The organism is Streptomyces sp. R41 (genome assembly GCF_041053055.1).
Taxonomy (GTDB): Bacteria; Actinomycetota; Actinomycetes; order Streptomycetales; family Streptomycetaceae; genus Streptomyces.
The window spans coordinates 1655458-1680691 of sequence record NZ_CP163443.1 but is presented as its reverse complement, the minus strand read 5'-3'; the positions used below and the strand labels follow the sequence as shown (position 1 = coordinate 1680691).

Annotated in this window: 19 protein-coding genes and 1 pseudogene; 17 read left to right on the top strand and 3 right to left on the bottom strand. The window is 70.5% G+C overall.

Going from position 1 to position 25234, the window contains the following annotated elements; all coding sequences use genetic code 11:
- The first annotated feature begins 88 nt into the window (after positions 1-88).
- Positions 89-955, top strand: coding sequence for a phosphatidylinositol-specific phospholipase C/glycerophosphodiester phosphodiesterase family protein (locus tag AB5J53_RS07920; RefSeq protein ID WP_369244897.1), 867 nt, complete (start codon positions 89-91; stop codon positions 953-955).
- A gap of 112 nt (positions 956-1067) precedes the next feature.
- Positions 1068-1262 carry a hypothetical protein gene (locus AB5J53_RS07915; RefSeq protein ID WP_369244896.1) on the top strand — a complete coding sequence of 65 codons (195 nt, stop codon included), beginning with the start codon at positions 1068-1070 and terminating at the stop codon, positions 1260-1262.
- A 32-nt stretch (positions 1263-1294) separates the two neighbouring features.
- Here the strand turns inward: AB5J53_RS07915 and AB5J53_RS07910 are convergent, their stop codons facing one another.
- Entirely contained in the window at positions 1295-2530 is a 1236-nt protein-coding gene (locus AB5J53_RS07910) for a phosphodiester glycosidase family protein (RefSeq protein WP_369244895.1), read from the bottom strand.
- 75 nt (positions 2531-2605) lie between these two features.
- A complete protein-coding gene (locus AB5J53_RS07905; protein ID WP_369244894.1) occupies positions 2606-2965 on the bottom strand; it encodes a DUF779 domain-containing protein in 360 nt (119 codons plus the stop codon).
- A gap of 215 nt (positions 2966-3180) precedes the next feature.
- Here AB5J53_RS07905 and AB5J53_RS07900 point away from each other — a divergent pair, with 215 nt between their 5' ends.
- Positions 3181-3546, top strand: coding sequence for a TetR/AcrR family transcriptional regulator (locus AB5J53_RS07900; protein WP_369244893.1), 366 nt, complete (start codon positions 3181-3183; stop codon positions 3544-3546).
- 699 nt (positions 3547-4245) lie between these two features.
- Here the strand turns inward: AB5J53_RS07900 and AB5J53_RS07895 are convergent.
- A pseudogene (locus tag AB5J53_RS07895) lies at positions 4246-4578 on the bottom strand (IS5/IS1182 family transposase); the annotation flags it as partial.
- Positions 4579-5315: 737 nt separating this feature from the next.
- Here AB5J53_RS07895 and AB5J53_RS07890 point away from each other — a divergent pair.
- The 14 genes from AB5J53_RS07890 (at position 5316) to AB5J53_RS07825 (ending at position 25234) form a co-directional block, all read left to right on the top strand.
- On the top strand, positions 5316-6797 hold the full coding sequence (locus AB5J53_RS07890) for a sugar transferase (protein ID WP_369244892.1): 1482 nt from the start codon (positions 5316-5318) through the stop codon (positions 6795-6797).
- Between the two features lie 73 nt (positions 6798-6870).
- On the top strand, positions 6871-8187 hold the full coding sequence (locus AB5J53_RS07885; protein WP_369244891.1) for a nucleotide sugar dehydrogenase: 1317 nt from the start codon (positions 6871-6873) through the stop codon (positions 8185-8187).
- Positions 8177-9442, top strand: coding sequence for a glycosyltransferase family 4 protein (locus AB5J53_RS07880; protein ID WP_369244890.1), 1266 nt, complete (start codon positions 8177-8179; stop codon positions 9440-9442). The genes AB5J53_RS07885 and AB5J53_RS07880 overlap by 11 nt, the downstream gene beginning before the upstream one ends.
- Positions 9439-10809 carry a Wzz/FepE/Etk N-terminal domain-containing protein gene (locus tag AB5J53_RS07875; RefSeq protein ID WP_369244889.1) on the top strand — a complete coding sequence of 457 codons (1371 nt, stop codon included), beginning with the start codon at positions 9439-9441 and terminating at the stop codon, positions 10807-10809. The genes AB5J53_RS07880 and AB5J53_RS07875 overlap by 4 nt, the downstream gene beginning before the upstream one ends.
- Entirely contained in the window at positions 10806-12326 is a 1521-nt protein-coding gene (locus AB5J53_RS07870) for a Wzz/FepE/Etk N-terminal domain-containing protein (protein ID WP_369244888.1), read from the top strand. Before AB5J53_RS07875 ends, AB5J53_RS07870 begins: the two co-directional genes overlap by 4 nt.
- 3 nt (positions 12327-12329) lie before the next feature.
- A complete protein-coding gene (gene asnB / locus AB5J53_RS07865) occupies positions 12330-14264 on the top strand; it encodes an asparagine synthase (glutamine-hydrolyzing) (protein WP_369244887.1) in 1935 nt (644 codons plus the stop codon).
- Positions 14265-14292: 28 nt separating this feature from the next.
- Positions 14293-16485: a bi-domain-containing oxidoreductase gene (locus AB5J53_RS07860; RefSeq protein WP_369244886.1), complete on the top strand. Its 2193-nt coding sequence runs from the start codon at positions 14293-14295 to the stop codon at positions 16483-16485.
- Positions 16482-18449 (top strand): alginate lyase family protein, encoded by a 1968-nt coding sequence (locus AB5J53_RS07855; protein WP_369244885.1) that lies wholly within the window; start codon positions 16482-16484, stop codon positions 18447-18449. Before AB5J53_RS07860 ends, AB5J53_RS07855 begins: the two co-directional genes overlap by 4 nt.
- Positions 18450-18457: 8 nt before the next feature.
- Positions 18458-19996, top strand: coding sequence for a right-handed parallel beta-helix repeat-containing protein (locus AB5J53_RS07850; protein ID WP_369244884.1), 1539 nt, complete (start codon positions 18458-18460; stop codon positions 19994-19996).
- Position 19997: 1 nt separating this feature from the next.
- A complete protein-coding gene (locus tag AB5J53_RS07845) occupies positions 19998-21302 on the top strand; it encodes an O-antigen ligase domain-containing protein (RefSeq protein ID WP_369244883.1) in 1305 nt (434 codons plus the stop codon).
- A gap of 2 nt (positions 21303-21304) precedes the next feature.
- Positions 21305-22546, top strand: coding sequence for a glycosyltransferase (locus AB5J53_RS07840; RefSeq protein WP_369244882.1), 1242 nt, complete (start codon positions 21305-21307; stop codon positions 22544-22546).
- A complete protein-coding gene (locus tag AB5J53_RS07835; protein ID WP_369244881.1) occupies positions 22543-23793 on the top strand; it encodes a class I SAM-dependent methyltransferase in 1251 nt (416 codons plus the stop codon). Before AB5J53_RS07840 ends, AB5J53_RS07835 begins: the two co-directional genes overlap by 4 nt.
- Complete coding sequence (locus tag AB5J53_RS07830) at positions 23790-24590, top strand: glucose-1-phosphate cytidylyltransferase (protein WP_369244880.1); 801 nt, start codon at positions 23790-23792, stop codon at positions 24588-24590. The genes AB5J53_RS07835 and AB5J53_RS07830 overlap by 4 nt, the downstream gene beginning before the upstream one ends.
- Positions 24587-25234: a PIG-L deacetylase family protein gene (locus AB5J53_RS07825; RefSeq protein WP_369244879.1), complete on the top strand. Its 648-nt coding sequence runs from the start codon at positions 24587-24589 to the stop codon at positions 25232-25234. The genes AB5J53_RS07830 and AB5J53_RS07825 overlap by 4 nt, the downstream gene beginning before the upstream one ends.

Here is a 25234-nt window from a genome sequence, read left to right as displayed (position 1 = left end):
CCAACTCCCCGCACGCCACTGCTCCTTGGGCCCATTCGGAACGCATACTCGCTGAGGTTTCCGTACGGCACTTCCAGGGAGGCAGAGCATGGCCCTTACCACCCGCCGCAGAGCCCTCACCACCCTCGGCGCCGCCCTCGCGGGCTCCGTCGCGCTGCCCGCCACCTACGCGCGGGCGAACGAGCAGAAGCACGGCCCGCGCCCGCTGTGGCGCGCCCACGCGCACAACGACTACGAGCACCCGCGCCCCCTGTTCGACGCCCTCGACCACCGCTTCGGCAGCGTCGAGGCCGACATCTACCTGGTCGGCGATCAGCTCCTCGTCGCCCACGACCCCGTCGAACTCGACCCGACCCGCACCCTCGAATCCCTCTACCTCGAACCCCTCGCCGCCCGCGTCAAGGCCAACCACGGTGCGGTGTACCGGGGTTACCGCACGCCGCTGCAACTCCTGATCGACATCAAGACCGAGGGCTCGTCGACCTACCTCGAACTCGACCGCCATCTGCGCCGCTACCGGCACCTGTTCACGACGTACGCCCACGGTCGTGTGTACCCCGGCCCGGTCACGGCCGTGATCTCGGGTGACCGGGCCGCCCGTACGCCCATGGAGGCGCAGAGCGTACGTCGCGCCTTCTACGACGGCCGGCTCGCCGACCTCGGCAGCGCGGCACCCGCCTCCTTCGTCCCGCTGATCTCCGACAACTGGACGCTCAACTTCACCTGGCTGGGCGACGGCCCGTTCCCCGACGCCGAACGCGAGAAGCTGCGCGGCATCATCGCCGCGGCCCACACGCGCCGCCAGAAGGTCCGGTTCTGGGCGACGCCCGATGTGGCGGGCCCGGCCCGTGACGCACTGTGGGGCGAACTGCTCGCCGCCGACGTCGACTACCTGAACACCGACGACCTCGCGGGCCTAGAAGCGTTCCTCGACGCCCACGAACGGACGTACTAGCCGGCGAAGACATCACACGTTCGGAGGACACGTCAGCCGCCCGGACGAACCCTCCGCTACGCGACACTTGCGGCCGAAAGCCGCGACGTGGGCGTGGCGGAGGAGGTTGACGATGGCCATTTCCATCTCTGTGGTGCTGTTGCTCCTGATCCTGGCGGTGGTCTTCCTGCGCAACGGCGCATTGAAGATCTCGCACGCCTTGGTCTGCGTACTGCTCGGCTTCTATCTGGCGAGCACGAGCATGGCGCCGACCATCCACGAAGGGCTCACCGCGACGGCGAACATCGTGAGCAGCCTGCGGCCGTGACGTGCGAGGCCGTCATGCGACATGCCGGGTCGTCACGGTCGTGAGAACACGCCGATGCCGTTCGGGACGGGGCGTTCGGCGCCCCCGCTGGGGTGGTTGAGAACGCTGACGGCGGCCGCCCCCGGCTCTCGGGCGACCATCGTGGTGGAGCCCCCGCCGTCGAGGCTGAAGGCATCGTCCGCGCCCAACTTCCGCATGGCCTCCGTCACTTCGGCGATGGTGAGTCCGCTACGGAACTCGGGCGCGCCGTCGAGGGCGAGAAGGAGCAGGCGGCGTCCGCCGTGCGAGATGCCCACGGCGGTCCGTACGGCCGAAGTCGTGTTGTCCAGGCCGGGGAGCGGCGAGCCGTCGACGAGCATCGGGTAGCCGCCGAGCGCGAAGCGATACGGGATCCTGCTGGACTCCGCCACCAGACGGTGCCGCACCGCGACGGGCTCGCCCACCGGCAGCTTCCGCAACTGCTGGGCGCCTGCCTCGCGGCCCACCAGCACCGTGGTGCCGGCAGCGATGGGGCCGCTGCCGGGTGTGTTGGCCGCCGACACGACCCGACCGTGCTCGACCGTCACCTCGTACGTGTCGGTACTGCACGGCGCGCCCCGGTTGATGTCCGTGCCGCAGGTGGCGCGCACCCGGGAGACGCTGCCCCAGTCCGAGGTGAACGCGCCGATCGAACCCTCCGGCAGCGCGTACTGATTGAGCCCGCCGAGAGGCCACCGCCCCTCGTCACTGCGTACGGAGCCTTCGAGGGCCACGCTGTCCAGCCGGGCCCTGCGGTCGACGCCCACGCCGAGCACGTCCTCGGTGGTCGTGCCGGGCGGCAGGGCGGGCCCGAAGCGCTGGCCGTTCGGCACCGCCGCCTTGAGCTCGTGTCCGCTCGCGATCGCCGGGCCCACCGTCGCGCCCGTCGCCTCGACCCCCGGATGCTGGGTCTCCGTGATGTTGAAGAAGTCGCCGTTGACACCCGCGACGGCGCCCCGGGTGTCGGCCAGCTGGGAGACGGGCGCCCGGGACGCCACGGCTCCGGGATACAGAAGGTCGACCCGCACCCGAGGATTGCGCAGATCGACGCTCAGCACATGTGCGTGCGCCACACCCTTGGCGGCCGGGATGTCCAACTGTGTGTACTCGACGCCGGGGGCGACGGCAGTGCCCGTGGCCCCCTCCGCGCCGCTGGCCGGTGCCGCCCCCACCAGGGCGGTACCGGCCAGCGCACTCCATGCCGCGACAACTGTCAGTGCCGTTCTGAAACGTCCGTTGTGACGTGTCACCGTGCCCCCTGATGTCTCGTCAACTCTCCCAGGACTCAAGGGGAGTGCACCAGATGACAGTGACCGTGTCGGTGGCTAGACACCGACAACGCGCGAACGGATGAGAAAACGCACTCCTTCGGGTGCCTCGAGAGAGAAGCCGCTGCCGCGGCCCGGCACGACATCGACGATCAGCCGGGTGTGGCTCCACACCTCGTACTGACTCTTCGACATCCAGAACGTCACCGGTTCCTCGACCCCCTCGACCGCCAGCTCGGCGAGCAGTACGTCGGAGCCGCCGGTGCGGAACTCGCCCTCGGGGTAGCACATGGGCGCGCTGCCGTCACAGCAGCCGCCGGACTGGTGGAACATCAGCGGTCCGTGGACCGCCCGCAGGCGCCGGAGCAGGTCGGCGGCCGCGGGGGTCAGTTCCACGCGCGGGACTTCCTCGTTCACGCCTACCACCCCAAGCAAGCCGGTCCTTGGTCACCGGGCCGTCGTCGGTCCGGTGGCTCAGTGGACATCGTGCGAGGTTGCGAGAGCGTTGCATACGGCGGGCATCGTCGACGGCCGGAGTTCAGCGCCCGGGTCTGCCGCATGCCGCGCTCGCCGGAGGCAGTCGCACGGCGCATCGGCTGACCCGGGCGCTGAACTCCGGCCACGAGCAGGCCATGCGGCAGATACTCGCCTTGCGCACACCCGAGACGGTCCTCAAGGCGCTGGCCCATGGCACGCGCATGGGTAACGAGGGCCAGTTCACGGTGCACGAGGCCATCCGCAAGGCGCTGCCCGTTCACGAGACCGGCGAGGCGCTGTGGGAGCGGGCCACCGAGGCCTACCGCGACGCCCTCCGCGCCGCCGCCCGTCACCTGCACACCCTGGCATCGCCACCTTCGTACTCGGTGGAGGAGACGGCGGATCTGCTGTGGTTCTGGTTCGGCCCCACCGGCTGGCGCACCCTGGTGGTCGACAACGGCTGGTCGTGGGATCGGGCAGAGGACGTGCTGTGCCGAACGGCCGTCGCTGCTCTGTACTGAGCGGCAGTGGCTCTCCGGAGCGTGTCTCGTCGCCGCCCTGACGAACCCTCCTTCGCGTTCAAAGCGGATTGCAGCTCATCCTCGCTGCAATACGGGCGGTCGGGTGCGTCGGCGCACGGCTGCCGCGAACACCTGTTCCTTGAGCTTGGTGACGGCGTGGGGGTGGGACACGGTGACGGCGTGGGAAGCGTCGGCAGATACGACTCCCGGTCCGCCAAGGCCCGGATCCGCCCGACGAACCGGCCCGCCAACCGCGCGAAAACGACTCCAACTCCACAGCCCGGCAACTGACTTCAGCCATCCCCGCCATACGAGGAAACCGCAAGCATCACCTCGGGACACGAACCGCTGCTGGAGCATTCGGGTTGCCCCGGCCCGGAAATGCCCCGGAGCGGCGGGTCAACCTTGGGGTACCGGTGGGGGCTATCGGGATGGGAACTACCTATCGACTTGCCGCTCAGCTGCGCGTCGCAAAGGGCGCCTGACCGGCGTCTTCCCTGGTCAGGAGCCCTTTTTCTGTGTCTAGAAGAAGCCCTGCTTCTTCGGCGATTACGACATCAGGAGGTTGTTCGTCTGCTTGTGGCACACGGCCTCACTCGATTCCGAGCCGCGGAAATGGGCAGAATCGCCCACGGTGAAACCGAGTTGGTCCGCGTCTGGTCCGGATCTTGGTGTGACGTGCCCCAGGGGGACGCGTGACTGCTTGAGCTTGTTGATGCTCCGCTCGACCGTATTGCGCTGCTTGCAGACCTCACGGTCGAAGGCCGGTGGCCGGCCACTGGATCTGCCACGGCGTTTGCGTGTGGAGAATCTGATCGGCCGGTTGGGGTACCACTGCACGAATGGCGCGCCTGCTGAGGTGAGTTCGGATGGCTCGCGAGGAGTATGCCTTTTCGGCCGGCGGGCGGTAGCGGCCGTCGGTCACCAGGTGGATCTTCGTGGTCCGTTCGCCGCGAGAGCTTCCGAGGGAGTGGTGGTGCGGCCGGCGTGCTGGTGAGTGCGCACGATCGTGGAGTCCACGGTGACGACCCATCGAGGTCGCCCTCGGCGTCTGCCTGCGCGAGCAGAGCGGTGAAGGTCCGTTCCCACGTGCCGTCGATCGCCCACACCCGCAACCGCCGCCCCGTGCTCACCGACCAAAATCCGCCGAACATGCCCTGAGCGTGACCCAGTTGGCAGTGCCGGGACGCCTCGGGGTTGCCGGTGCGGCAGCCCGGAGAAACTCCCGTCATCACAGGTCACAGGGTGCTCCTCCGTCGCCAAGGCACCCGCAGGCGGTCGCCGATCTGTGGACCCAGCTTCAAATCGTAGGCACAAATTCCACACATCCCTCTCTCCAGACGGGCCGCGATGGTCTAGATTGACCGTGCTTCACATGCTGGGACACGAGCCGACAAATGGTGTTCTATGGGTCCGCTGCTACGGACGGCCGGTAGCTGAGCCTCCGGAGCCGGACGTGGGGGTGATCAATTCTTGGAGCCGAGAGGGGCTTTGGGTGCGGGGAGCATCCGAGGTTTCCACGGCTTCCCGCGCACCTTGAGAGGCGGGCAGGACATGCGAGTCTGCTGCCGCCAGGGTGGGTTGTTCACGTAGCTCTGAAATAGCCGGGATGTCATACGCGGGGGGCGGGGCTTCCCGAGGGGGGAACAGCGTGCCGGGAGGCGGGGGCCTCCCGAGGGGAGGACCAGTGCGGGGGGCGGGGGCCTCCTGCAGGGGGCGAAACAGTGGTAGGCGAACACGTCGAACCACTGGGGACCTTGGGGGGTTCTGTGCGGCAAGGGGGAATAGTCGGCCCTTTTCCGTCGGCGCGCGGGCGTCTGGCGAACGGGGCGATCAGCCAGCCGGCGACCGACTGGGAGCAGCGGTACCGCCGTACCGTGATCATCAGCGACACCGTGGCCACCGCCTTGGTGGTGGCGGCGATCGGCGACTTCTTCGGGGCCCGGGACGCGGCCAACTGGCATGAGAAGTGGGGAATTCTCGCATTCGGCACCGAGCTGCTGGTGCTGGGAGCGCTTGCGGTGAGCCGGTCGTGGGCTCCGGCCGCGCTCGGCCAGGGCGCCGAGGAATTCCGCCGGCTCGGACGCTCACTGTTCATGGCGACCGTCGTACTGGCGCTCGGCGGGATCGCCCTCACCTCGCGCAACATCAAGCTCTGGATCTTCGTCGCGATCCCCGCGATCGCGCTCATCACCATGCCCACGCGGTATCTGCTGCGCCTCTGGCTGCACAAACAGCGCAAGGAAGGACGGTGCCTGAGACCGGTGCTCGCTGCCGGGAGCCCGGACACCGTGCGCGATCTGATCACCCGAACCCGCAAGTTCCCGCATCTCGGCTGGCGGGTGGACGGGGTGTGCACGGCGGATGGTCTCGGGCTCGACGGTGATCAAGAACTGGACGGAGTGCCGGTCGTCGGCCAACTGGCGGACGTTGCCAAGCACGTTCGCCACGACGGCTACCGCGTCGTCGCGGTCACACCGGACCCGCACTGGTCACCGGACCGGCTGCAGCGGCTGGCTTGGAACCTCGAAGGCAGCGACGCCGAGATGATCGTGGCCCCCGTGCTGATGGAGGTGGCCGGCCCGCGGCTGCACGTCGACGCGGTGCTCGGGATCCCGCTGCTGCGGGTCAGCATGCCGACCTTCACCGGGGGCCGCCGGGCGATCAAAGGGGTCGTCGACCGGATGGGCGCGGCGATCCTGCTGATGCTCTTCGCGCCGCTGATGGTCCTCGTCGGGCTGCTCGTGCTGGTGGACAGCCGGGGTGGGGCGTTCTACCGCCAGCGCAGGGTCGGCAAGGACGGCCGTGAGTTCACCATTCTCAAGTTCCGCACCATGGTCGCCGGGGCTCACGGGGCCCGTACCGAGCTGGCCGACCGCAACGAGGGTGCAGGGCTGCTGTTCAAGCTCCGCCGGGATCCGCGGGTGACCCGGGTGGGAGCAGTGCTGCGCCGGTACTCGATCGACGAGCTCCCGCAGCTTTTCAACGTGCTCACCGGCTCGATGTCGCTCGTCGGTCCGCGGCCTCCGCTACCGGAGGAGTCCGCCGCGTACGGCCCGGACATCCGGCGGCGGCTGCTGGTCAAGCCCGGGCTCACCGGCCTGTGGCAGATCAGCGGGCGCAGCGATCTGCCGTGGGAGGAGGCGGTCCGCCTCGACCTGCGGTACGTGGAGGACTGGTCGCTCGCCCTCGACACAGTGATCTTGTGGAAGACGCTGCGTGCGGTGCTCCACGGGCAGGGGGCCTACTGATGCGCGGGGGGCGTCGTTTGGTCGGCGCACGGACCGCAGGCCGGAAGGGCCTGCCTTGGGGGAGGAACGAGTCATGAGAGTCAGCGTCTTGGGGCTCGGCTACGTGGGCTGCGTGTCGGCCGCGTGCCTGGCGAGCCTTGGTCACGAGGTCATCGGGGTGGACGTGAACCAGGCGAAGGTCGACCTGGTCAACGACGGCAAGGCCCCGGTGGTCGAGGAACGGATCGGCGAGCTCATCGCCGAGGTCGTGCGGACCGGAGCGCTCCGCGCCACCGGCGACGTCCGCGAGGCGATCATGGGCAGTGAGGTGTCGCTGGTCTGCGTGGGCACGCCGTCGGAGCCCAACGGCAGCCTGTGCACTACGTACTTGGAGCGGGTCACCGAGCAGATCGGCGCCGCGCTGGCCGAACGGGGCGGGCGGCACACCGTCGTGTTCCGCAGCACCATGCTCCCGGGCACCTGCCTGAACCTGCTGGTACCGATCCTGGAGAAGTATGTCGGCGGCACGGCCGGGGCGGACTTCGGGGTCGCGGTCAACCCGGAGTTCCTGCGCGAGGGCACGAGCGTGCGGGACTTCTTCGACCCGCCCAAGACCGTGATCGGCGAGCTCGATCCGGCGAGCGGCGACACGGTGGCGGCGCTGTACGAGGGGCTGCCCGGTGAGGTGTTCCGGGTGCCGGTCCCGACCGCCGAGGCGATCAAATATGCGGACAACGCGTTCCACGGCCTCAAGATCGGCTTCGCGAACGAGCTGGGCGCGGTGTGCCAGGCGCTCGGCGTGGACTCGCACCAGGTGATGGACGTGTTCCTGGCCGACCGCAAGCTGAACATCAGCCCCGCCTACCTGCGGCCGGGCTTCGCCTTCGGCGGCTCCTGCCTGCCCAAGGACCTGCGCAGCCTGGTCCACGCGGCGCAGCGGGCCGACGTCTCGGTGCCCATCCTCTCCCACGTGCTGGCCTCCAACTCCGACCATCTGCAGCGCGCGGTGGACCTGGTCGAGCGCACCGGCAAGCGCCGGGTGGGCCTGTTCGGGCTGTCCTTCAAACCCGGCACCGACGACCTCCGCGAGAGCCCGCTCGTCGAGCTGGCGGAGAGGCTCTTCGGCAAGGGTTACGACCTCAAGATCTACGACGCCAATGTGAGCCTCTCCCGGCTGATCGGCGCGAACCGTGAGTACATCGAGAGCCGGCTGCCGCATCTCGCGCAGCTGCTCGCGGACTCCGTCGACGAGGTGCTCGAGCACGCCGAGGTGTGCCTGGTCGGGACCAGAGATCCGGCCGTCGTTTCGGCGCTGCCCCATGGCGGCGGCCCGGTGATCGTCGACCTCATCCGCCTTCCCGACGCCGAGGCGCGCCGGATAGAACCGGGGTACATGGGCCTTGCTTGGTGACGCAATCAGCGGCGACGGGACGAACCGACGCGCGCTGATCCTGGTGGAGAACCTGTCGGTGCCGTTCGACCGGCGGGTGTGGCAGGAGTGCACGACGCTGCGCGACGCGGGCTGGGAGGTGCACGTCATCTGTCCCCGGGGGGAGAAGCGGGACACGGAGCCGGAGGCGGTGATCGACGGGGTGCGGATTCACCGCTACCCGTTGCGCGCGGCCACCGGAGGGCCGGCCGGCTACCTGCGGGAATACGGATCGGCGTTGTGGCACACGGTCCGGCTGGCCCGCAAGGTCGGCCCGGTCGACGTGGTCCACGCCTGCAACCCGCCCGACCTGCTGTTCCTGCCGGCGCTGTGGCTGAAGCGGCGCGGCGCGCGGTTCGTCTTCGACCAGCACGACCTGGTACCCGAGCTGTACCTCTCCCGGTTCGACCGCGGTGAGGATCTGCTCTACCGCGCCGTGTGCGCGCTGGAGCGGCGGACCTACCGGGCCGCGGACATCGTGCTCGCCACGAACGAGAGCTACCGGGACGTCGCGCTGCGGCGTGGCGGCAAGCGGCCGGCGGACGTTTTCGTGGTGCGCAGCGCACCCCAGATCGACCGGTTCCAACCGGTGCCGCCCGAGCCGGAGTTGAAGCGCGGCAAGCCTCATCTGCTGTGCTACCTCGGCGTCATGGGGCCTCAGGACGGTGTCGACTACGCCCTGCGGGCCCTAGCGAAGCTGCGTGACGAGTTCGGGCGGAGCGACTGGCATGCGGTGTTCGTCGGCGCCGGCGACGCCTTCGACGCGATGGTGGAACTGTCCCGGCGGCTCGGGCTCTCCGAGCAGGTTCAGTTCACCGGGCGCGTTCCGGACGCCGACCTGGTGCGCTACCTGTCCACCGCCGACGTGTGCCTCTCGCCCGACCCGCGCAATCCGCTCAACGACGTGTCGACCATGAACAAGGTCCTGGAGTACATGGCGATGGGTCGGCCGATCGTCTCGTTCGAGCTCCGGGAGGCACGGGTTTCCGCCGGTGACGCCGCCCTCTACGCGCCTGCCAACGACGAGGCGGAATTCGCCAAGCTCATCACGGTGCTTCTCGACGATCCGGAGAAGCGGGCCCGGATGGGCAAGATCGGCCAGGAGCGGATCGGCGGGCAGCTCTCCTGGCGGAACTCGCAAGCGTCGCTGCTCGCCGCATACGCCGCTGCCTGCCGGGACCGTGCTCCGGTGTCGGCGGGCGGGCCGGTCCGCACGGGGAAGAGGCCGCTCCATTGAGTGAAGACACGATCCGTCTGGTCACGATCGGACGGATTCTCCGTCGGCGGTGGCGGCTTCTCGCCGTACTCGCCGTGGTGGGTGCGCTCGTCGGCTACGGCAGCTCGGTGCTGGTGTTTCCGCCGCGGTACACGGCGTCGGCATCGGTACTGCTGCCGGGGCTGTGGGAGGAGCGCGAACTGCTGACTCAGGTGGACATCGCGACCAGTTCGGCGGTGGTCGACCGCGCGGCCGCCACGCTCGGCTGGAAGGGCGTCAGCGGCGTCGAACTGCGGGATCAGGTGAGCGCCAAGGCGGCCGACGGGAACATCATCAAGATCTCGGGTACGGCCGACAGCCCGGAGCGTGCGCAGCGGCTCTCCGACCAGGTGGCCCAGCAATTCGTCACCTTCGCCGCGCGGATCGCAGGCGGCAGTGCCGACTCCGAAGTGGCTACGGGGACCGAGGCGCTGCGGAAGAAGGTGGCGGAGACCAACCGCCGCATCACCGACCTGGCCAATGCGGCCGATCCGGGGCAGACCGTGGAGAGCGTGCAGGCCCGCACCGAGCTCGAGAAGCTGCGCACCGAGCTGCAGGACGCCATGAAGAAGCTGGAGGAGGCCGACCCGGCGACCAACAAGGCCAGCATGGTCGTCATGGGGCCGGCGCCCCGGCCGACCGGCGCGGCAGCGCCGACGAGGATGCAGCTCATCGTCGGCGGGGCCCTGCTGTTCTTCCTGCTCGCGGTCATCGGCCATCTCGCCGCCGCACGGGTGAGTCGCCGGCTGCGCACCGAACCGGAGATCGCCGCGGCGCTGGGCTCGGCGCTCCTCGGCACCGTCGACGTGCCTGGTGAACGGCGCGCGCTCCGACCGGAAAGCCCTGGCCCACGGGCCCGGATCCGCCGACTTCTCGGCGTCGACACCCGGTGGGACATACCGACCCCGCAGAGGTCCGGCGACGAGGCCGACAGGCGGATCCGTTACCGGCGGGTGTGCGCTCGCCTCCGGGAACAGCTGCCGACCCCCCGGCGCCTGCTGGTTGTCGTACCGGAAGGCGACGAGGTCGCTCGACGGGCCGCCGGGCAGCTCGTCGCCGAGGCCAAGGGCGATCCGCTGCTGCGGGTGGTGGAGGTTTCGGTGGACCGGCCGATCGTGCCGGACCGCGGCACGGAGTCCGGTGCCCTGGTCGTCCTGAGCGCGGGCAGCTGGACCGCGGAGGAGCTCGCCGGCATCGCCGAGGCGTGTGCGGACGGCAGGCATGACGTCGTCGGCATCGTCGTCGCCGGCATGGTCCGCACCGGTCCGACGCGGACTGCCGACCGTCCTTTGGACGACGCCACTTTGACGTTCGCGGTTCGCGGCCATGCCACGGGAGGTTCAGCGTGACGACGAGCACGACTTCGGAGTCGTCGGCCGCCACTCCGCTCATCGACCTGCAGGCGCTGGTGGTCGCGGTCCGCAGGCGCCGCCGTCTCTGGTGCGCCATGGCGCTGCTCGGACTGCTGATCGGCGCGGCGGTGGCGGTCCTGCTGCCGCCGGCGCCGGCCGCGGTGACCAAGGTGCTGGTCGCGCATCAGGAGGACCAGCCGAACGACACCGGAACGCTGATCCGCACCGACGTCCAGCTGCTGGGGACCACGCGGATCGCCGACCAGGCCCTGCGGTCCCTCAAGTCCCCGGAAAAACCGGAGGACTTCATGCGGGACTACCGGGGCACCGGATTGTCCAACAACGTGCTCCAGATCGATGTGACTGGTGACACCGACGCGGAAGCGGTGGCCCGGGCCAAGGCACTGGCCGATGCGTTCGTCGCGGACCATGCGAAGCGGGTACGGGACATCGCGGACGCCGAGGCCAAGGGCCTGCTCGCCCAGCGTGACCGCATGCAGGAGGAGCTTGCCGGGGTCAACAAGCAGATCGGCGGCCGATCGCCGGACAGCGACCCGAAAGCGTCGGCGAGCATGGAGTCGCTCTTCGCCCGCCGGGCCGAGCTCACTTCGCGGGTCGCCGATTTCAGCCAGCGCGCCGAGGAGGCGCGCATCGGCACGCCCCAGCTCATCGCCGGCACGCAGATCGTGGACGCCCCGCGCGCGGTGCGGCACTCCCTGCCCAAGGCCGCCGTCACCAACGCCGTGATCGGACTTGTCCTCGGACTGTTCGTCGGGCTCGCGCTGGCCGCGGTGGGTGTGGTGGTGGCTGACCGCCCCGTGCTGCGCCGGGACATCGCGGCGAACCTCGGCGCCTCGGTCATCGCGGAGTTGCCCCGCCGGTCGGGCAGGCTGTGGCAGCGCCGACGGACCCGGGTGGCACGCGAACGCCTCACCACGAGCCTCGCCCGCACCGTGCGCGGCTCCGCGGAACCGGTGTCGCTGCTGGAACTGGGCTGTGCACGCAGCACGAGCGTGATCGCCCTGGACCTCGCCCGGGCAGTGGCGGCGCAGGGGCCGGTGGTCGTCATCGACGGTCTGCCCGGCCCGCAGCTCGCCAAGCGCCGCCCGAAGTCAGGTGACCCGACCGTGGTCAGCGGCGAGCGTGCCGCGGCCGTGTCGCCTCAGGAGCGCCTGATCGGCGTCGGCTCGGTGGCGCCCGGCACGGCGTGGACCGACCTCCAGTACCTCGGCACCCAGACCGTGCTCGTCGTGCGTGCCGGGCACGGCAGCGCCGCATGGCTGCACACCGTGGCGCGGCAGCTCGCGGACCAGCGCATTCCGGTGATCGGTGTGGTGCTGATCGACCCCGATCCGCGTGACCGGACCGACGGCACGCTGTGGGACGGGCTGCACACCGCGCTGCGCGGCCGCAGCGAGATACCGGCTCGGCAGAACCGGACGGGCGGGCGGCGGACGGAACGGCTGCCGGTGTGGGCCGCACAGGGTCCGGACAACGACCAGGAGGCGCGGTAGGAAATGTGTGGCATCGCAGGCACTTACCGATGGCCGGACGGAAAGGCCGTGACCGACCGGCTCACCGCCATCCTCGCCCACCGCGGCCCGGACGGTGCGGGCCGCTACGGCCACCCCGTGGGTGACGGCGAAGTGCAGCTCGGGCACCGCCGGCTGGCCATCATCGACCTGTCCGAGACCGGCGCCCAGCCGATGGTCTCGGACGGCCTCGCCCTGACGTACAACGGCGAGTTGTACAACGCGCCCGAGCTGCGTGCCGAGCTGGCAGCCACCGGGGTGCGCTTCCGCGGCACCTCCGACACCGAGGTGCTGCTCGAGGCCTGGCGGCGCTGGGGCACGGACTGCCTGTCCCGGCTGCGCGGCATGTTCGCGTTCGGGATCTTCGACGAGCGAACCGGTGAACTGGTGCTCGCCCGCGACCAGTTGGGGATCAAGCCGCTGTTCCTGCTCAGGCGCGGCGAGGGCCTGGTGTTCGCCTCCGAGCTCAAGGCGCTCGCCGCCGCGACCGGTGGGTCGCTGGAGGTGGACCACGCGGCGCTGGTGGCCTCGCTGCTGTACTACTGGGTGCCGGACTCGCGCTGCGCGTTCCGCGAAGCGGAGAAGTTGCCGCCGGGGAGCTGGCTGCGGATCCGGCCCGACGGCCGGGTGGAGCGCGGCCGGTACTGGAATCTCCGGGATGTCGCCGCCGAGGGTCGGGATCGGGCCCGGGCAGGAGAGCAGCCGGACCTGGCCGCCATCGTCGAGGAGTCGACGCGGCGCCACCTGCTCTCCGACGTACCCGTGGCGACCTTCCTCTCCGGCGGCCTCGACTCCAGCTATCTGACCGCGCTCGCGGCCCGCCACCAACCCGGGATCTCCGCCTACACGATCGGCTTCCGCGCCGAGGACGCCAAGTTCGAGGCGATGCCGGACGACCTGCGCTATGCCCGGCAGGTGGCCGAGCGGTTCGGCGTCGACCTGCACGAGATCGAGATCGCCCCGAACGTGCTCGACCTGCTGCCGCAGATGACGTACCACCTGGACGAGCCGATCGGCGACCCCGCCGCGATCAACACGTACCTGATCTGCTCGGCCGCCCGGGAGGCCGGGGTCAAGGTGATGCTCTCGGGGATGGGTGCCGACGAGCTGTTCGCCGGTTACCGCAAGCACCTGGCCAACCTGCTCGCGCTGCGCTACCAGCGCGTCCCGCGCCCCCTGCGCCGCGGGGTGTCCGGGGCCGTGGACCGGCTGCCGGTCGCCACGTCCCGCCGGGGGTACCGGTCGGTGCGCTTCGCCAAGCGGTTCCTCTCCTTCGCCGATCTGCCGGAGGAGACCGCGTTCCGGCGCAGCTACACCATGTACGACCAGGACGAGTTGCTCGCCCTTCTCGATCCGGACCTGGCCGGGACGGTCGACGACGTGCTGACCGAACATGCGGACGTCTACCAGGACAACGACCTCGACGACTTCGTCAACCGCATGTGCCTGACCGACACCCGGATGTTCCTTCCGGGCCTGAACCTCACGTACACGGACCGCTCCAGCATGGCCGCCTCGACCGAGGTACGGGTGCCGTACGTGGACATCGAGGTGGTCAAGGCGGCGTTCGCCGTCCCCGGCGATCGCAAGATCGCCGGACGGCAGGGCAAGGCCGTCCTCAAGGAGGCGGCCACCTCGATCCTGCCCCGGGAGATCGTGTACCGGCCCAAGGGCCTGTTCAGCGCCCCGCTGCGCGCCTGGATGAGCCGGGACCTGGCACCGCTGGTGCGCGAGGTGGTGAACGACGGCGTGCTCGTCAATTCCGGGTTCCTGCGCCGCGACGCGCTGGCGCGCATGGTCGCCGAGGACGCCGCGGGGCAGCAGGACTTCTCCAAGCATCTCTGGCATGTGCTGACCCTCGAGTACTGGTACCGCGACGCGACCTCCGGGTCCGGCCGGAGCGCTTGCTCGGCGGCGTAGAAGACGGCGTAGAAACAAGGGGACTTCGGTGAAACAGGTTGTACAGAACTACAAGAGCGGCGAGCTGGCGGTGCTCGACGTTCCGGTGCCGGGGTGCAAGCCGGGCGGCGTGCTGGTCCGCAGTGCCTTCTCGCTGATCTCCACCGGGACCGAGCTCATGAAGGTGTCCGAGGCCGGCATGTCGATGCTGGGCAAGGCCCGCTCACGGCCGGACCAGGTGGCCAAGGTCATGCAGAGCGTGGCCACCAACGGGGTGCCCGCCACCTACCGCAAGGTGATGGGCAAGCTGGACTCCTACACGCCGCTCGGCTACTCGCTGTGCGGGGTCGTCGAACAGGTCGGCGCCGGGATCGACGATGTGAAGGTCGGCGACCTCGTGGCCTGCGCAGGCAACGAGCACGCGCTGCATGCCGAGCTCAACTGGGTGCCGAAGAACCTCTACGCCCCGGTGCCGGACGGCCTCGCGCCGCGGCACGCGGCCTTCGGCACCGTCGGGTCGATCGCGATGCAGGGCGTCCGCCAAGGCGAGCCACAGCTCGGCGAGGTGGCGCTGGTCATCGGCCTCGGCCTGATCGGGCAGCTGGTGGTGCAGCTGCTCGTCGCCTCGGGAGTCCGCGTCGTCGGGGCCGACCCCGACGCGGTGCGCTGCGAACTCGCCGAGCGCCTGGGCGCCGCGGCCTGCGGCGATCCCGCGTCCCCGGCCGTGGAAGCCGCCGTCGCCGAACTCACCGACGGTCACGGCGTGGACCAGGTGTACCTGGCCGCGGGCGGCGGCAGCAACCAGCCCGTCGAGCTGGCCGCCCGACTCTGCCGGGACCGCGGCCGGGTCGTCGACATCGGCAAGTGCCGCCTGGACCTGCCGTGGAACGCGTACTACGAGAAGGAGCTCGACGTCCGGTTCTCCCGCAGTTACGGCCCCGGGCGCTACGACCCGGAGTACGAGCTCGAGGGCCGGGACTACCCGATCGGCTACGTGCGCTGGACCGAGCGCCGCAACCTGGCGTGCTTCCTCGACCTCGTCGCCCGCGGCGCCGTCGACGTGGAGCCCTTGGTCTCCCACATCGCCGACTTCGATGACGCGGTCGAGACGTACCAGCGCCTGAAGGACGGCGACCTGAAGGCCGTGGCCGTGCTGTTCCGGTACCCCGAACACGCGGGGGAAGCGGAGGAAGCGGGGGCCCCGGCGGTGGCCGTGCCCGCGGTGAAGCGACCCAGCGGCGGAGTGTCCACGCCGGCCCGGGCCGCCAAGACACCGGTGCGCCTCGCGTTCGTCGGCGCGGGAAACTATGCGACGTCGATGCTGCTGCCGCACCTGGCACAGCGCGAGGGCGTCGAGCTGTCGACAGTGGTCACCACGACGGCGCTGTCCGCGGCCAACGCGCAGCGGAAGTTCGGCTTCGCCGAGGCGACCACCGATCTCGACGCCGTGCTCGGCGACAAGTCCATCGACGCGGTGTTCGTGGTCACCCGGCACAGCTCGCACGCCGAACTGACCCGAAGAGCACTCCTTGCGGGCAAGACCGTGTTCGTGGAGAAGCCCCTGGCCCTCACCGAGGACGAGCTGGCCGGCGTACTCGCGGCGGTGGAGGAGTCCGGCAACGACCGGCTGCAGGTGGGCTTCAACCGCCGGTTCGCGCCGCTGCTGCAGGACGCCAGGAAGCGGTTCGGCGCCCGGACCGGCCCGGCGAGCCTGCGCTACCTCGTCAACGCGGGCCAACTGCAGCACGGCAGCTGGTACCTCCAACAGGGCAGCGAGGGCTCACGGTTCGTCGGCGAGGGCGGGCACTTCATCGACACCGCGAGCTGGCTGCTCGACGCCGACCCGGTCTCGGTGTACGCGGTCGCCCCGTCCGGCAACGACGACCTGCAGGTCGTACTGCGCTACCCGGACGGGTCCACCGCCACCATCAGCTACGTCACCACCGGCGCGCCCGGCTTCCCCAAGGAGACGCTGGACCTGGTCGCGGACGGCAAGGTGCTGCGACTGGACGACTTCGTCCGTGCCTCGGTGTACGGCCCCAAGAAGTGGGTCAGTTCGCGGCTGCCCAAGGCCCGGGACAAGGGCCAGAACGCCGAGCTGGCCGCGTTCATCAAGGCCGTGCGGACCGGCGGGCCGATGCCGGTGCCGCTGGAGTCGCTGGTCGCCACCACCTCGGCCACCCTCGCCGTGCAGACCGGTCTGGCCTGCGGCGCGCCGGTGACGTTGGAGCGGGCGCGATGACCATGAGCGCGGGCTGGTACCTGCGGCGGCTGTCCCGGATGGGACCGCAGGAGGTCGCGGGCCGGGTGGGCGACGTGGTGCGCAGGCGGCGGTGGCGGTCGGCGCCGCCGGCCTGCCCGAGCGTGACCGGCGCCCGGTTCACCGCGGTCCTGCCCGCGGGGACGATCGCCGCAGTGCCACCGGACGCCGCGAAACGTCTCATCGCCGAGGCGGACCGGCTGATGTACGGGCACGCCGAGTTCTTCGGGGTGGTCCGCGACGACCTGACCGACCCGGACTGGTGGTGCGACCCGAAGACCGGGCGCCGGGCTCCGTGGGGCTACGCCTTCGACGTGCCGTACCGGAACGAGGACGCGGTCGGGGACATCAAGCAGATCTGGGAGCTGTCCCGGCACCAGTACCTCACCGTGCTCGCCGCCGCCTACGCGATCACCGGGGACGAGCGGTACGCCGAGCGGGTCGCCGAGCACCTGCGGTCGTGGTGGGCGGCCAACCCACCGCTGCGCGGAGTGCACTGGATCAGCGGCATCGAGCTGGGCATCCGGCTGCTCTCCTGGGTGTGGATCCGCCGGCTGCTCGACGGCTGGCCGGGCGCGACCGAGCTGTTCGAGGGCAACCCGGTGGCGCTGAACCAGATCTGGCACCACCAGCGCTGGCTGGCCGCCTTTCCCAGCCGGGGGTCTTCGGCGAACAACCACGTCATCGCCGAGACCGCCGGGCAGTTCGCCGCGGCCTGCGCGTTCGACTGGTTCACCTCCTCGGCGCGTTGGCGGGCCGACGCCCTGCGGTCGCTCGAGCGGCATCTGCGCGGCAATACCTTCCTCTCCGGTCTCAACCGTGAGCTGGCCTCCGAGTACCACGGCCTGGTGCTGGAGCTCGGTCTGGCCGCGGTGGCCGAGGCGGACGCCGCGGGCGTGCCCGTCCCCGCGACCGTCCGCCTGGTGCTGCTGCGGATGACCGACGCGCTCGCGGCCGTCGTGGACAACCGGCTGCGGCCGCCGCGCCAGGGCGACGCGGACGACGGGCACGGTCTGGTCGTGGACGGCGCGGGCACCGATCGCTGGGGCTCGCTGCTGTCCACCGGGGAGGCCGTGTTCGGCCGGCTCGCCTGGTGGCCGTCGGTGACCGGAACCGATGTGCGCACCCCGCTGCTGGCCGCGCTCATCAAGCCGTACTCGAACAATGGAACCGCACCGGCCGTGGCCCGCCCGGCAAGCCGACCGGGCCACTTCGCCGACGCGGGCATGACCATCCTGCGCGGCCCGGGGGAGATCTGGTGCCGCTGCGACGGTGGTCCGCACGGCTTCCTGTCCATCGCCGCGCACGCCCACGCGGACGCGCTGTCCGTGGAGGTCCGGCACGACGGGGTCGACGTGCTCGCCGACCCGGGGACGTACTGCTACCACGGGCAGCCCGAGTGGCGGCAGTACTTCCGGTCGACGCTCGGCCACAACACGCTGCAACTGGACGGCGGTGACCAGTCCGTCTCCGGCGGCCCGTTCCTGTGGACCCGGCATGCCCGCAGCCGCGTACTGGTCGCGGACACGTCCGGCGCCTCCGATGGGGGGACGGCCCGCTGGAGTGCGGAGCACGACGGTTACCAAGGCTCGGTGCACCGCCGCCGGGTGGAACTGACGGCCGTGAGCCGGGAGTTGAGGGTGGTCGACGAGGTGCGCGGCCCGGGCGGTGCCGTGCGTCTGGTGTTCCACCTCGGCCCGGCGATCACCGCGGACCTGGTGGAGAACCGGGCCGAGCTCACCTGGACGCGGGACGGCGAGGACTGCTCCGCGGTGCTCGACCTGCCCGGGCAGCTGTCCTGGCGGGCGCATCGCGGCGAGACCGATCCGCCGCTGGGCTGGTACTCCGCCGGTTTCGGGCGCAAGGAACCCGCCACAACGCTGGTCGGCACCGGCTTCACCGACGGCACGGAGGGCTTCACCACCGTGCTCAGGTTCCGCGGCTAGGGGGGCGCGTGGGGATCAAGAGGCGGCACTGGGCGTTGGCGGCGGCACCGCTGGCGCTGGCCCTGCTGGCGACCGGCTGTGACAGCGCGTCGGGCGCCGGGGCGGAGCCGAAGGCCGCGGCCACCACGTCCGCCACGTCCGCGGACCGATCCGTGGCCCGGGTGTGCGCCAAGCCCGCGGCCGGGCCGGCGAAGGCACCGGCGGGCGCGGTGACCGTCGACCCCAAGGTGGTCGGTGACCTGGCAGCGAAGACCAAGAGCAGCCCCCCGAACACCACGTTCTGGCTTCGACCGGGCAAGCACACGCTCGAGCGAGACCGCTACGCCCAGGTCATCCCCAAGAAGGGGGACCGCTACCTCGGTGCGCCGGGCGCGGTGCTCGACGGCCGGAAGATCAACCAGTACGCGTTCGGCGGTACCGCCCGCAACGTCACCATCCGCTACCTGACCGTGCAGGGTTTCGTCGCGCCGCCGGACGAGGGCGTGGTCAACCATGACTCGGGCGACGGGTGGGTGATCGAGCACGCGACGATCCAGAACAACTCCGGCGCCGGGCTGATGGCCGGTGCCCGCCAGCAGGTCCGCGCCAGCTGCCTGCGCGACAACGGTCAGTACGGCATGAACGCGTACAAGGCCAACGGCCGGATCAGCGGCCTGGTGGTCGAGGGCAACGAGATCGTGGGCAACAACACCGGCGACTGGGAGCGGCGGCGAAAGGGTTGCGGCTGCACCGGAGGCATCAAGTTCTGGGCCGTCAACGGCGCCGACGTGCGCGGCAACTGGGTGCACGACAACCGCGGAACCGGGTTGTGGGCGGACACCAACAACAACGACTTCCGCATCGAGAACAACGTGCTCGAGGCCAACGACGGTGCCGCGCTGATCTACGAGACCAGTTACAACGCGGTCATCCGGAACAACACTTTCCGGCGGAACAACTGGGTCGAGGGCCGCAGGGAGGGCGACCGCGGCGACACCTTCCCGTACGCGACCATCTACCTGTCCGAGTCCGGCGGCGAACCACGGATCCGGGCCCGCACCAACAAGATCGAGATCTACCGGAACGTGCTGGAGAACAACTGGTCCGGGATCACCCTGTGGGAAAACGCCGACCGGTTCTGCAACAGCCCGGCCAACACCTCGTCCGGTGACTGCACCTTGCTGGTGGGGGACACCCACCGCTGCGCGAAGCCGGCGATCGCCAAGGCACCGCTCTACGCCGACTGCCGGTGGAAGACCCAGCGGGTGGACATCCACGACAACCGCTTCGTGCTGGACAAGTCCGTCGTCAAGTGCACGCAGAAGTGCGACCGAATGGCGCTCCTTGCTAATTACGGAACCTATCCGGACTGGTCGCCGTACAAGGGCGAGCGGGTGGCTGACGCGATCACCACCAAGCAGCACAACCGCTGGCACGACAACGATTACGTCGGACCGTGGGAGTTCGTCGCCGAAGACCAGAGCCGGGTGCTCGACTTCGGGCAGTGGCAGAGCACGCCGTACCAGCAGGACGCGGGCAGCACCCTCGACCCACGGGCCGGTGGTTGAGATGGGCGGGGACCTGACGCGCGATGGGCTGCCGGGCGGACCGGACACGGCGGCCACGCAGCCCGGCGCCGAACCGCGCCCTGCCGGCACACCGAGGATCGTCGGGATCGTCTGGGGACTGCTGGTCCTCAACACGCTCGGCTCCGCCGGGGCGAAGACCATCGTCCCGCTGCCCCGCTCCCTCATCCAGATGGTCACCATGGGCGCGCTGGTCGCCGCGTTCGCGCTGGCGCTCACGGTCAATCTCCGACTGCGCATCCGGGCCAGCGCCTACGTGTTCCTGCTCACCCTGCTGCTGGTGGCGAGCGTGATCTCCAGCGCGAACCTGGAGTCCGGGTTCGGCGCGCTGTTCCGCTGCTTCCGGCTGGCTCTCTTCGTCGGCACGCTGTGGCTGCTCAGCCGCTGGTGGGACGGCAGCCTGACGTTCGTCCGGCACCACATCCGGATGTACTTCGCGGTGCTCGGATCGGTGGCCGCCGGCCTGGTCGTCTCACCGGGCGCGGCCCTGCCCGACCTCTACGGCGGACGCCTTGTCGGCGCGTTGTGGCCGCTCACCCCGCCGCAGATCGGGCAGTACGCCGCGGTGATCATCGGGCTCACCGTGCTGCTCGTCCTGGGCCGCCGGACCGACCGGGTCAGCGCCGCGGTGGTCATCGTGCCGTCATTCGTGCTGCTCGCGCTGACCCATACCCGGACGGCCACGCTCGGCCTGTTCATCGGGCTGGCGTTGGCGATCGGCTCGCTCATCCTGACCACCGCGGCAGCCCGCCGGTTCTTCACCTGGGCGGTGCTGATCGCCGTGGTGGCCGCGGTGGGGTTCGCCTCCGCGCTGCAGTCGTGGTTCCTGCGCGGGCAGAGCAAGGAGAACTTCTCCAGCCTCACCGGTCGGGCCAAGGTCTGGGACGCCCTGCTGGCAGCGCCCCGGTCGACCTCGGAGCAGCTGTTCGGCGTGGGCCTGGGCGACAAGTCGTTCGGCGGGCTGCCGATCGACAACAGCTGGCTGGCCGTCTACAACGAGCAGGGTCTGATCGGCGTCACCCTCGTCGCGGGGATCATCATCGTGCTGGGCGGCGTCGCGTTGCTGCGGCCACCGTCGCTGCAGAGGGCCTGCGCGATCTTCCTGATCAGCTACTGCGCGATCGCGTCGTACACCGAGGCCGGTCTTGGCGACGCCTCGCCGTATCTGCTGCATCTGGCCCTGGCAGCCTCGCTCCTTGCGGCACCCGCCGAGGCCGCTCCCCTCTCGATGCCCGAAGTCCCTCGACGACACATCCCGCGCTGGGCCCGTAGATCGGAGGTGACCTGAGCATGCACGTCCTCGTGGTGCACAACCGCTACAACTCGGCGCAGCCGAGCGGGGAGAACAAGGTCGTCGACCAGGAGGTGGAGCTGCTGCTCGCGGCCGGCCACCGGGTCGAGGTGTTCGAGCGGCGCAGCGACACCATCGCCGACCGGTCGTTGCTCGGCAAGGTCGCGGTGCCGCTGCTCGTGCCGTGGAACCCGGCGGTTCGCACGGAACTGGCCGCCCGCCTTCGCACCGAACGGCCGGACGTGGTGCACGTCCACAACGTCTTCCCGCTCCTGTCGCCCGCGGTCCTCGCCGCCTGCGCCGACGCCGGCGTGCCCGCCGTCGCCACGCTGCACAACTACACCCAGGTCTGCCCGCCCGGCACGCTGCAACGGGACGGCCGGCCGTGCACCGAGTGCGTCGGGTCGACGCCGCTGCCCGCCGTCCGGCACGGCTGTTACCGCAACTCCCGCCTGGCGACGGTGCCCCTCGCGGTCAGCCTGTCGGTCAACCGGCGGCGGTGGTGGTCCGGCGTGGAGCGGTTCTTCTGCATCTCCGCGGCGCAGCGCGACGTCCTGGTGCGGGCCGGTATGCCCGCCGAGCGCCTTGCGGTGAAGCACAACTTCGTGCCCGACCCGGGCACTTGCCGAGAGGGCACCGGTGAGCATCTGCTCTATCTCGGCCGGCTCGCGGAGGCCAAGGGCGTACGGCTGCTCATGGCCGCGTGGGACGAGATCGCAGCGAGCGGGGGCGTGGGCGTACCGCTCGTGATCGCCGGCGCGGGGCCGCTGGAGCGAGAGGTGACCGCCTGGGCTGCGGGCCGGGACGACGTGCGCTACGTCGGCCTGTACGACGGGGCGGAGTGCCAAAAGGCCGTCGCGCGGTCGGTCGCCGTGGTGGCTCCCTCGACCTGGCTGGAGGCGTTCGGCCTGGTGGTCGTGGAGGCGATGGCGGCGGGGGTCCCGACCGTCGCCGCCGGTCACGGCGCCTTCGTCGAACTCGTCGAGGACGGGGTGACCGGACTGCTGCACCGGCCGGGCGAGTCCGCCTCGCTCGCGTCCTGCATACGCCGGATCGCGGCCGAGCCGGCCCGCAACCGGGAGATGGGCCAGGCGGCCCGGCGCCGTTACGAGCAGGGGTTCAGCCCGGCCGTCGGCCTTGAGCGCCTGGTGGAGGAGTACCGCACCGCGATCGCGGGTCGGTCAGCACTGGCTCGCGGTGGGGACACCCGCGCGAGCAGGGGGGATGGGGACAGCAGATGACACGATGCCGACTGTGCGGCTCGGAAGCGATGGCGAGCGTCGTCGACCTTGGGGCGACGCCACCATGTGAGAGCTTTCTCGCCGCGGACCAACTGGATCAACCGGAGCCCGCGTACCCGCTGCACCTGCGGGTCTGCACCGACTGCTGGCTGGCGCAGATCCCTCCGCTGATCACGCCGGAGGAGACGTTCAAGGAGTACGCGTACTTCTCCTCGTACTCGACCTCCTGGGTGGAGCACGCGCGCACGTTCGTCGCCGACGCCGTAGAGCGTCTTGCCCTCGGCCCGGACGCCTTCGTGGTCGAGGTCGCGAGCAACGACGGGTACCTGCTGAGGCATGTGGTGGACCGCGGGATCCGCTGCCTCGGCATCGAGCCGTCCGTGAACGTCGGCGCCGCGGCGCGGGACGCGGGTGTGCCCACGCTCACGGAGTTCCTGGACCCGGACACCGGCTCGGCCGTCCGCGCCGAGCAGGGCCCCGCGGACCTGGTCGTGGCCAACAACGTGTACGCGCACATCCCCGACGTGGTCGGGTTCACCCAGGGGCTGCGCGCCCTGGTCGCCGACGACGGCTGGGTCTCCATCGAGGTGCAGCACCTGCTGACCCTGATCGAGGAGAACCAGTACGACACGATCTACCACGAGCACTTCCAGTACTACACGGTCGCGTCCGCGATCCGAGCCCTTGCGAGCGGCGGACTCGCGCTCGTGGACGTCGAGCTGCTGCCTACGCACGGCGGCTCCATCCGGCTGTGGGCCCGGCCGGCCGAGGTGGCGGGGGAGCCGTCGCAGCGGGTGGCCGACGTGCTGGCCCGGGAGAAGGCCGCCGGGCTGCAGGAGCTGTCCGGGTACACCGAGTTCTCCGCTCGGGTGGCCAAGGTGCGCCGGGACCTCCTGCGGTTCCTCATCGACGCGGCCGAGCGCGGTGAGACGGTCGTCGGCTACGGCGCCCCGGGCAAGGGCAACACCCTGCTCAACCACTGCGGCATCCGGCCCGACCTGCTCGCGTACACGGTCGACCGCAACCCGTACAAGCACGGCAGGTTCACCCCGGGCACGCGCATCCCGATCCTGCCGCCCGAGCAGATAGCCGCCGACAAGCCGGACTACGTCCTCGTCCTCCCGTGGAACCTGCGGGCCGAGCTGGTCGAGCAGCTGTCCTTCGTGCACGACTGGGGCGGTCGGCTGGTCTTTCCCATCCCGGAACTGAGCATTGTCGAGGTCGCGTCTGGAAAGGTCACAGCATGAAGGTCGTTCTGTTCTGCGGCGGTTACGGGATGCGCATGCGCAACGGAACCTCCGACGACGTGCCCAAGCCGATGGCGATGGTCGGGCCGCGCCCGCTGATCTGGCACGTCATGCGCTACTACGCGCACTTCGGGCACACGGAGTTCATCCTGTGTCTCGGGTACGGGGCGCATCACATCAAGGATTTCTTCCTCAACTACGAGGAGACGACGTCCAACGACTTCGTGCTGCGGGGCGGGCGGACCGAGCTGCTGTCCACCGACATCGCGGACTGGACGATCACGTTCGCGCAGACTGGCATCGAGTCACCGATCGGGGAGCGGCTGCGCCGGGTGCGGCACCACCTGGACGGCGACGAGATGTTCCTCGCCAACTACGCCGACGTGCTCACCGATGCCCCGCTGCCGGAGATGATCGAGAACTTCGCCCGGCGCGACGCCGGGGCGTCGATGATGGTGGTGCCGCCGCAGTCCTCGTTCCACTGCGTGGACCTCGGCGAGGACGGCCTGGTGGGGGGCATCACCGCGGTGAGCGATATGCCGCTGTGGGAGAACGGCGGCTACTTCGTGCTTCGCCAGGAGGTCTTCGACCACATACCGGAGAACGGGGACCTGGTCGCCGACGGCTGCGCCCAACTGGCCAAGCGTGGACGGCTGGTGGCGCACCAGCACCGCGGCTTCTGGAAGCCGACCGACACCGTGAAGGAGCGGGCCGCGCTCGACGACGCCTACGCCCGGGGCGACCGTCCGTGGGCCGTGTGGGAACACGACGGCGCGAGTGCCGGAGCGAGAGCGTGATCCGGCTCGGGGCCGGGCGCCTGGACCGGATCGTCGCGGTAGGGGCGCACTGCGACGACATCGCCATCGGCGCCGGCGGCACGCTGCTGACGATGTGCCTCGCGCACCCGGGCACCCGGGTCGACGCGCTGGTGCTCTCCGGCGGTGGCAGCGAGCGGGAGCAGGAGGAGCGGGCCGCGCTCGCCGCCTTCTGCCCGGGCGCCGACCTGCGGCTGACCGTGCTCAAGCTGCCGGACGGACGGATGCCCGCGCACTGGGAGGAGGCCAAGGCCGCGGTCGAGGAGCTGCGTCTGCAGACCGAGCCGGACCTGGTCCTCGCCCCGCGTACCGACGACGCGCACCAGGATCACCGCGGCCTGGCGCAGCTGCTGCCCACCGCGTTCCGCGACCACCTCGTGCTCGGCTACGAGATCGTCAAGTGGGACGGCGATCTCGGCCGACCGGCGGCGTACCAGCCGCTGTCGCCCGAGATCGCCGAACTGAAGGTGCGGCTGTTGCAGGAGCACTACCCCTCGCAGCGGCACCGGCCCTGGTACGACCGGGAGGCATTCCTCGGCCTTGCCCGGATCCGCGGTATCGAATGCCACGCGCGCTACGCCGAGGCGTTCGCCGTCACCAAACTCACGCTCAATCTGGGGGACTGA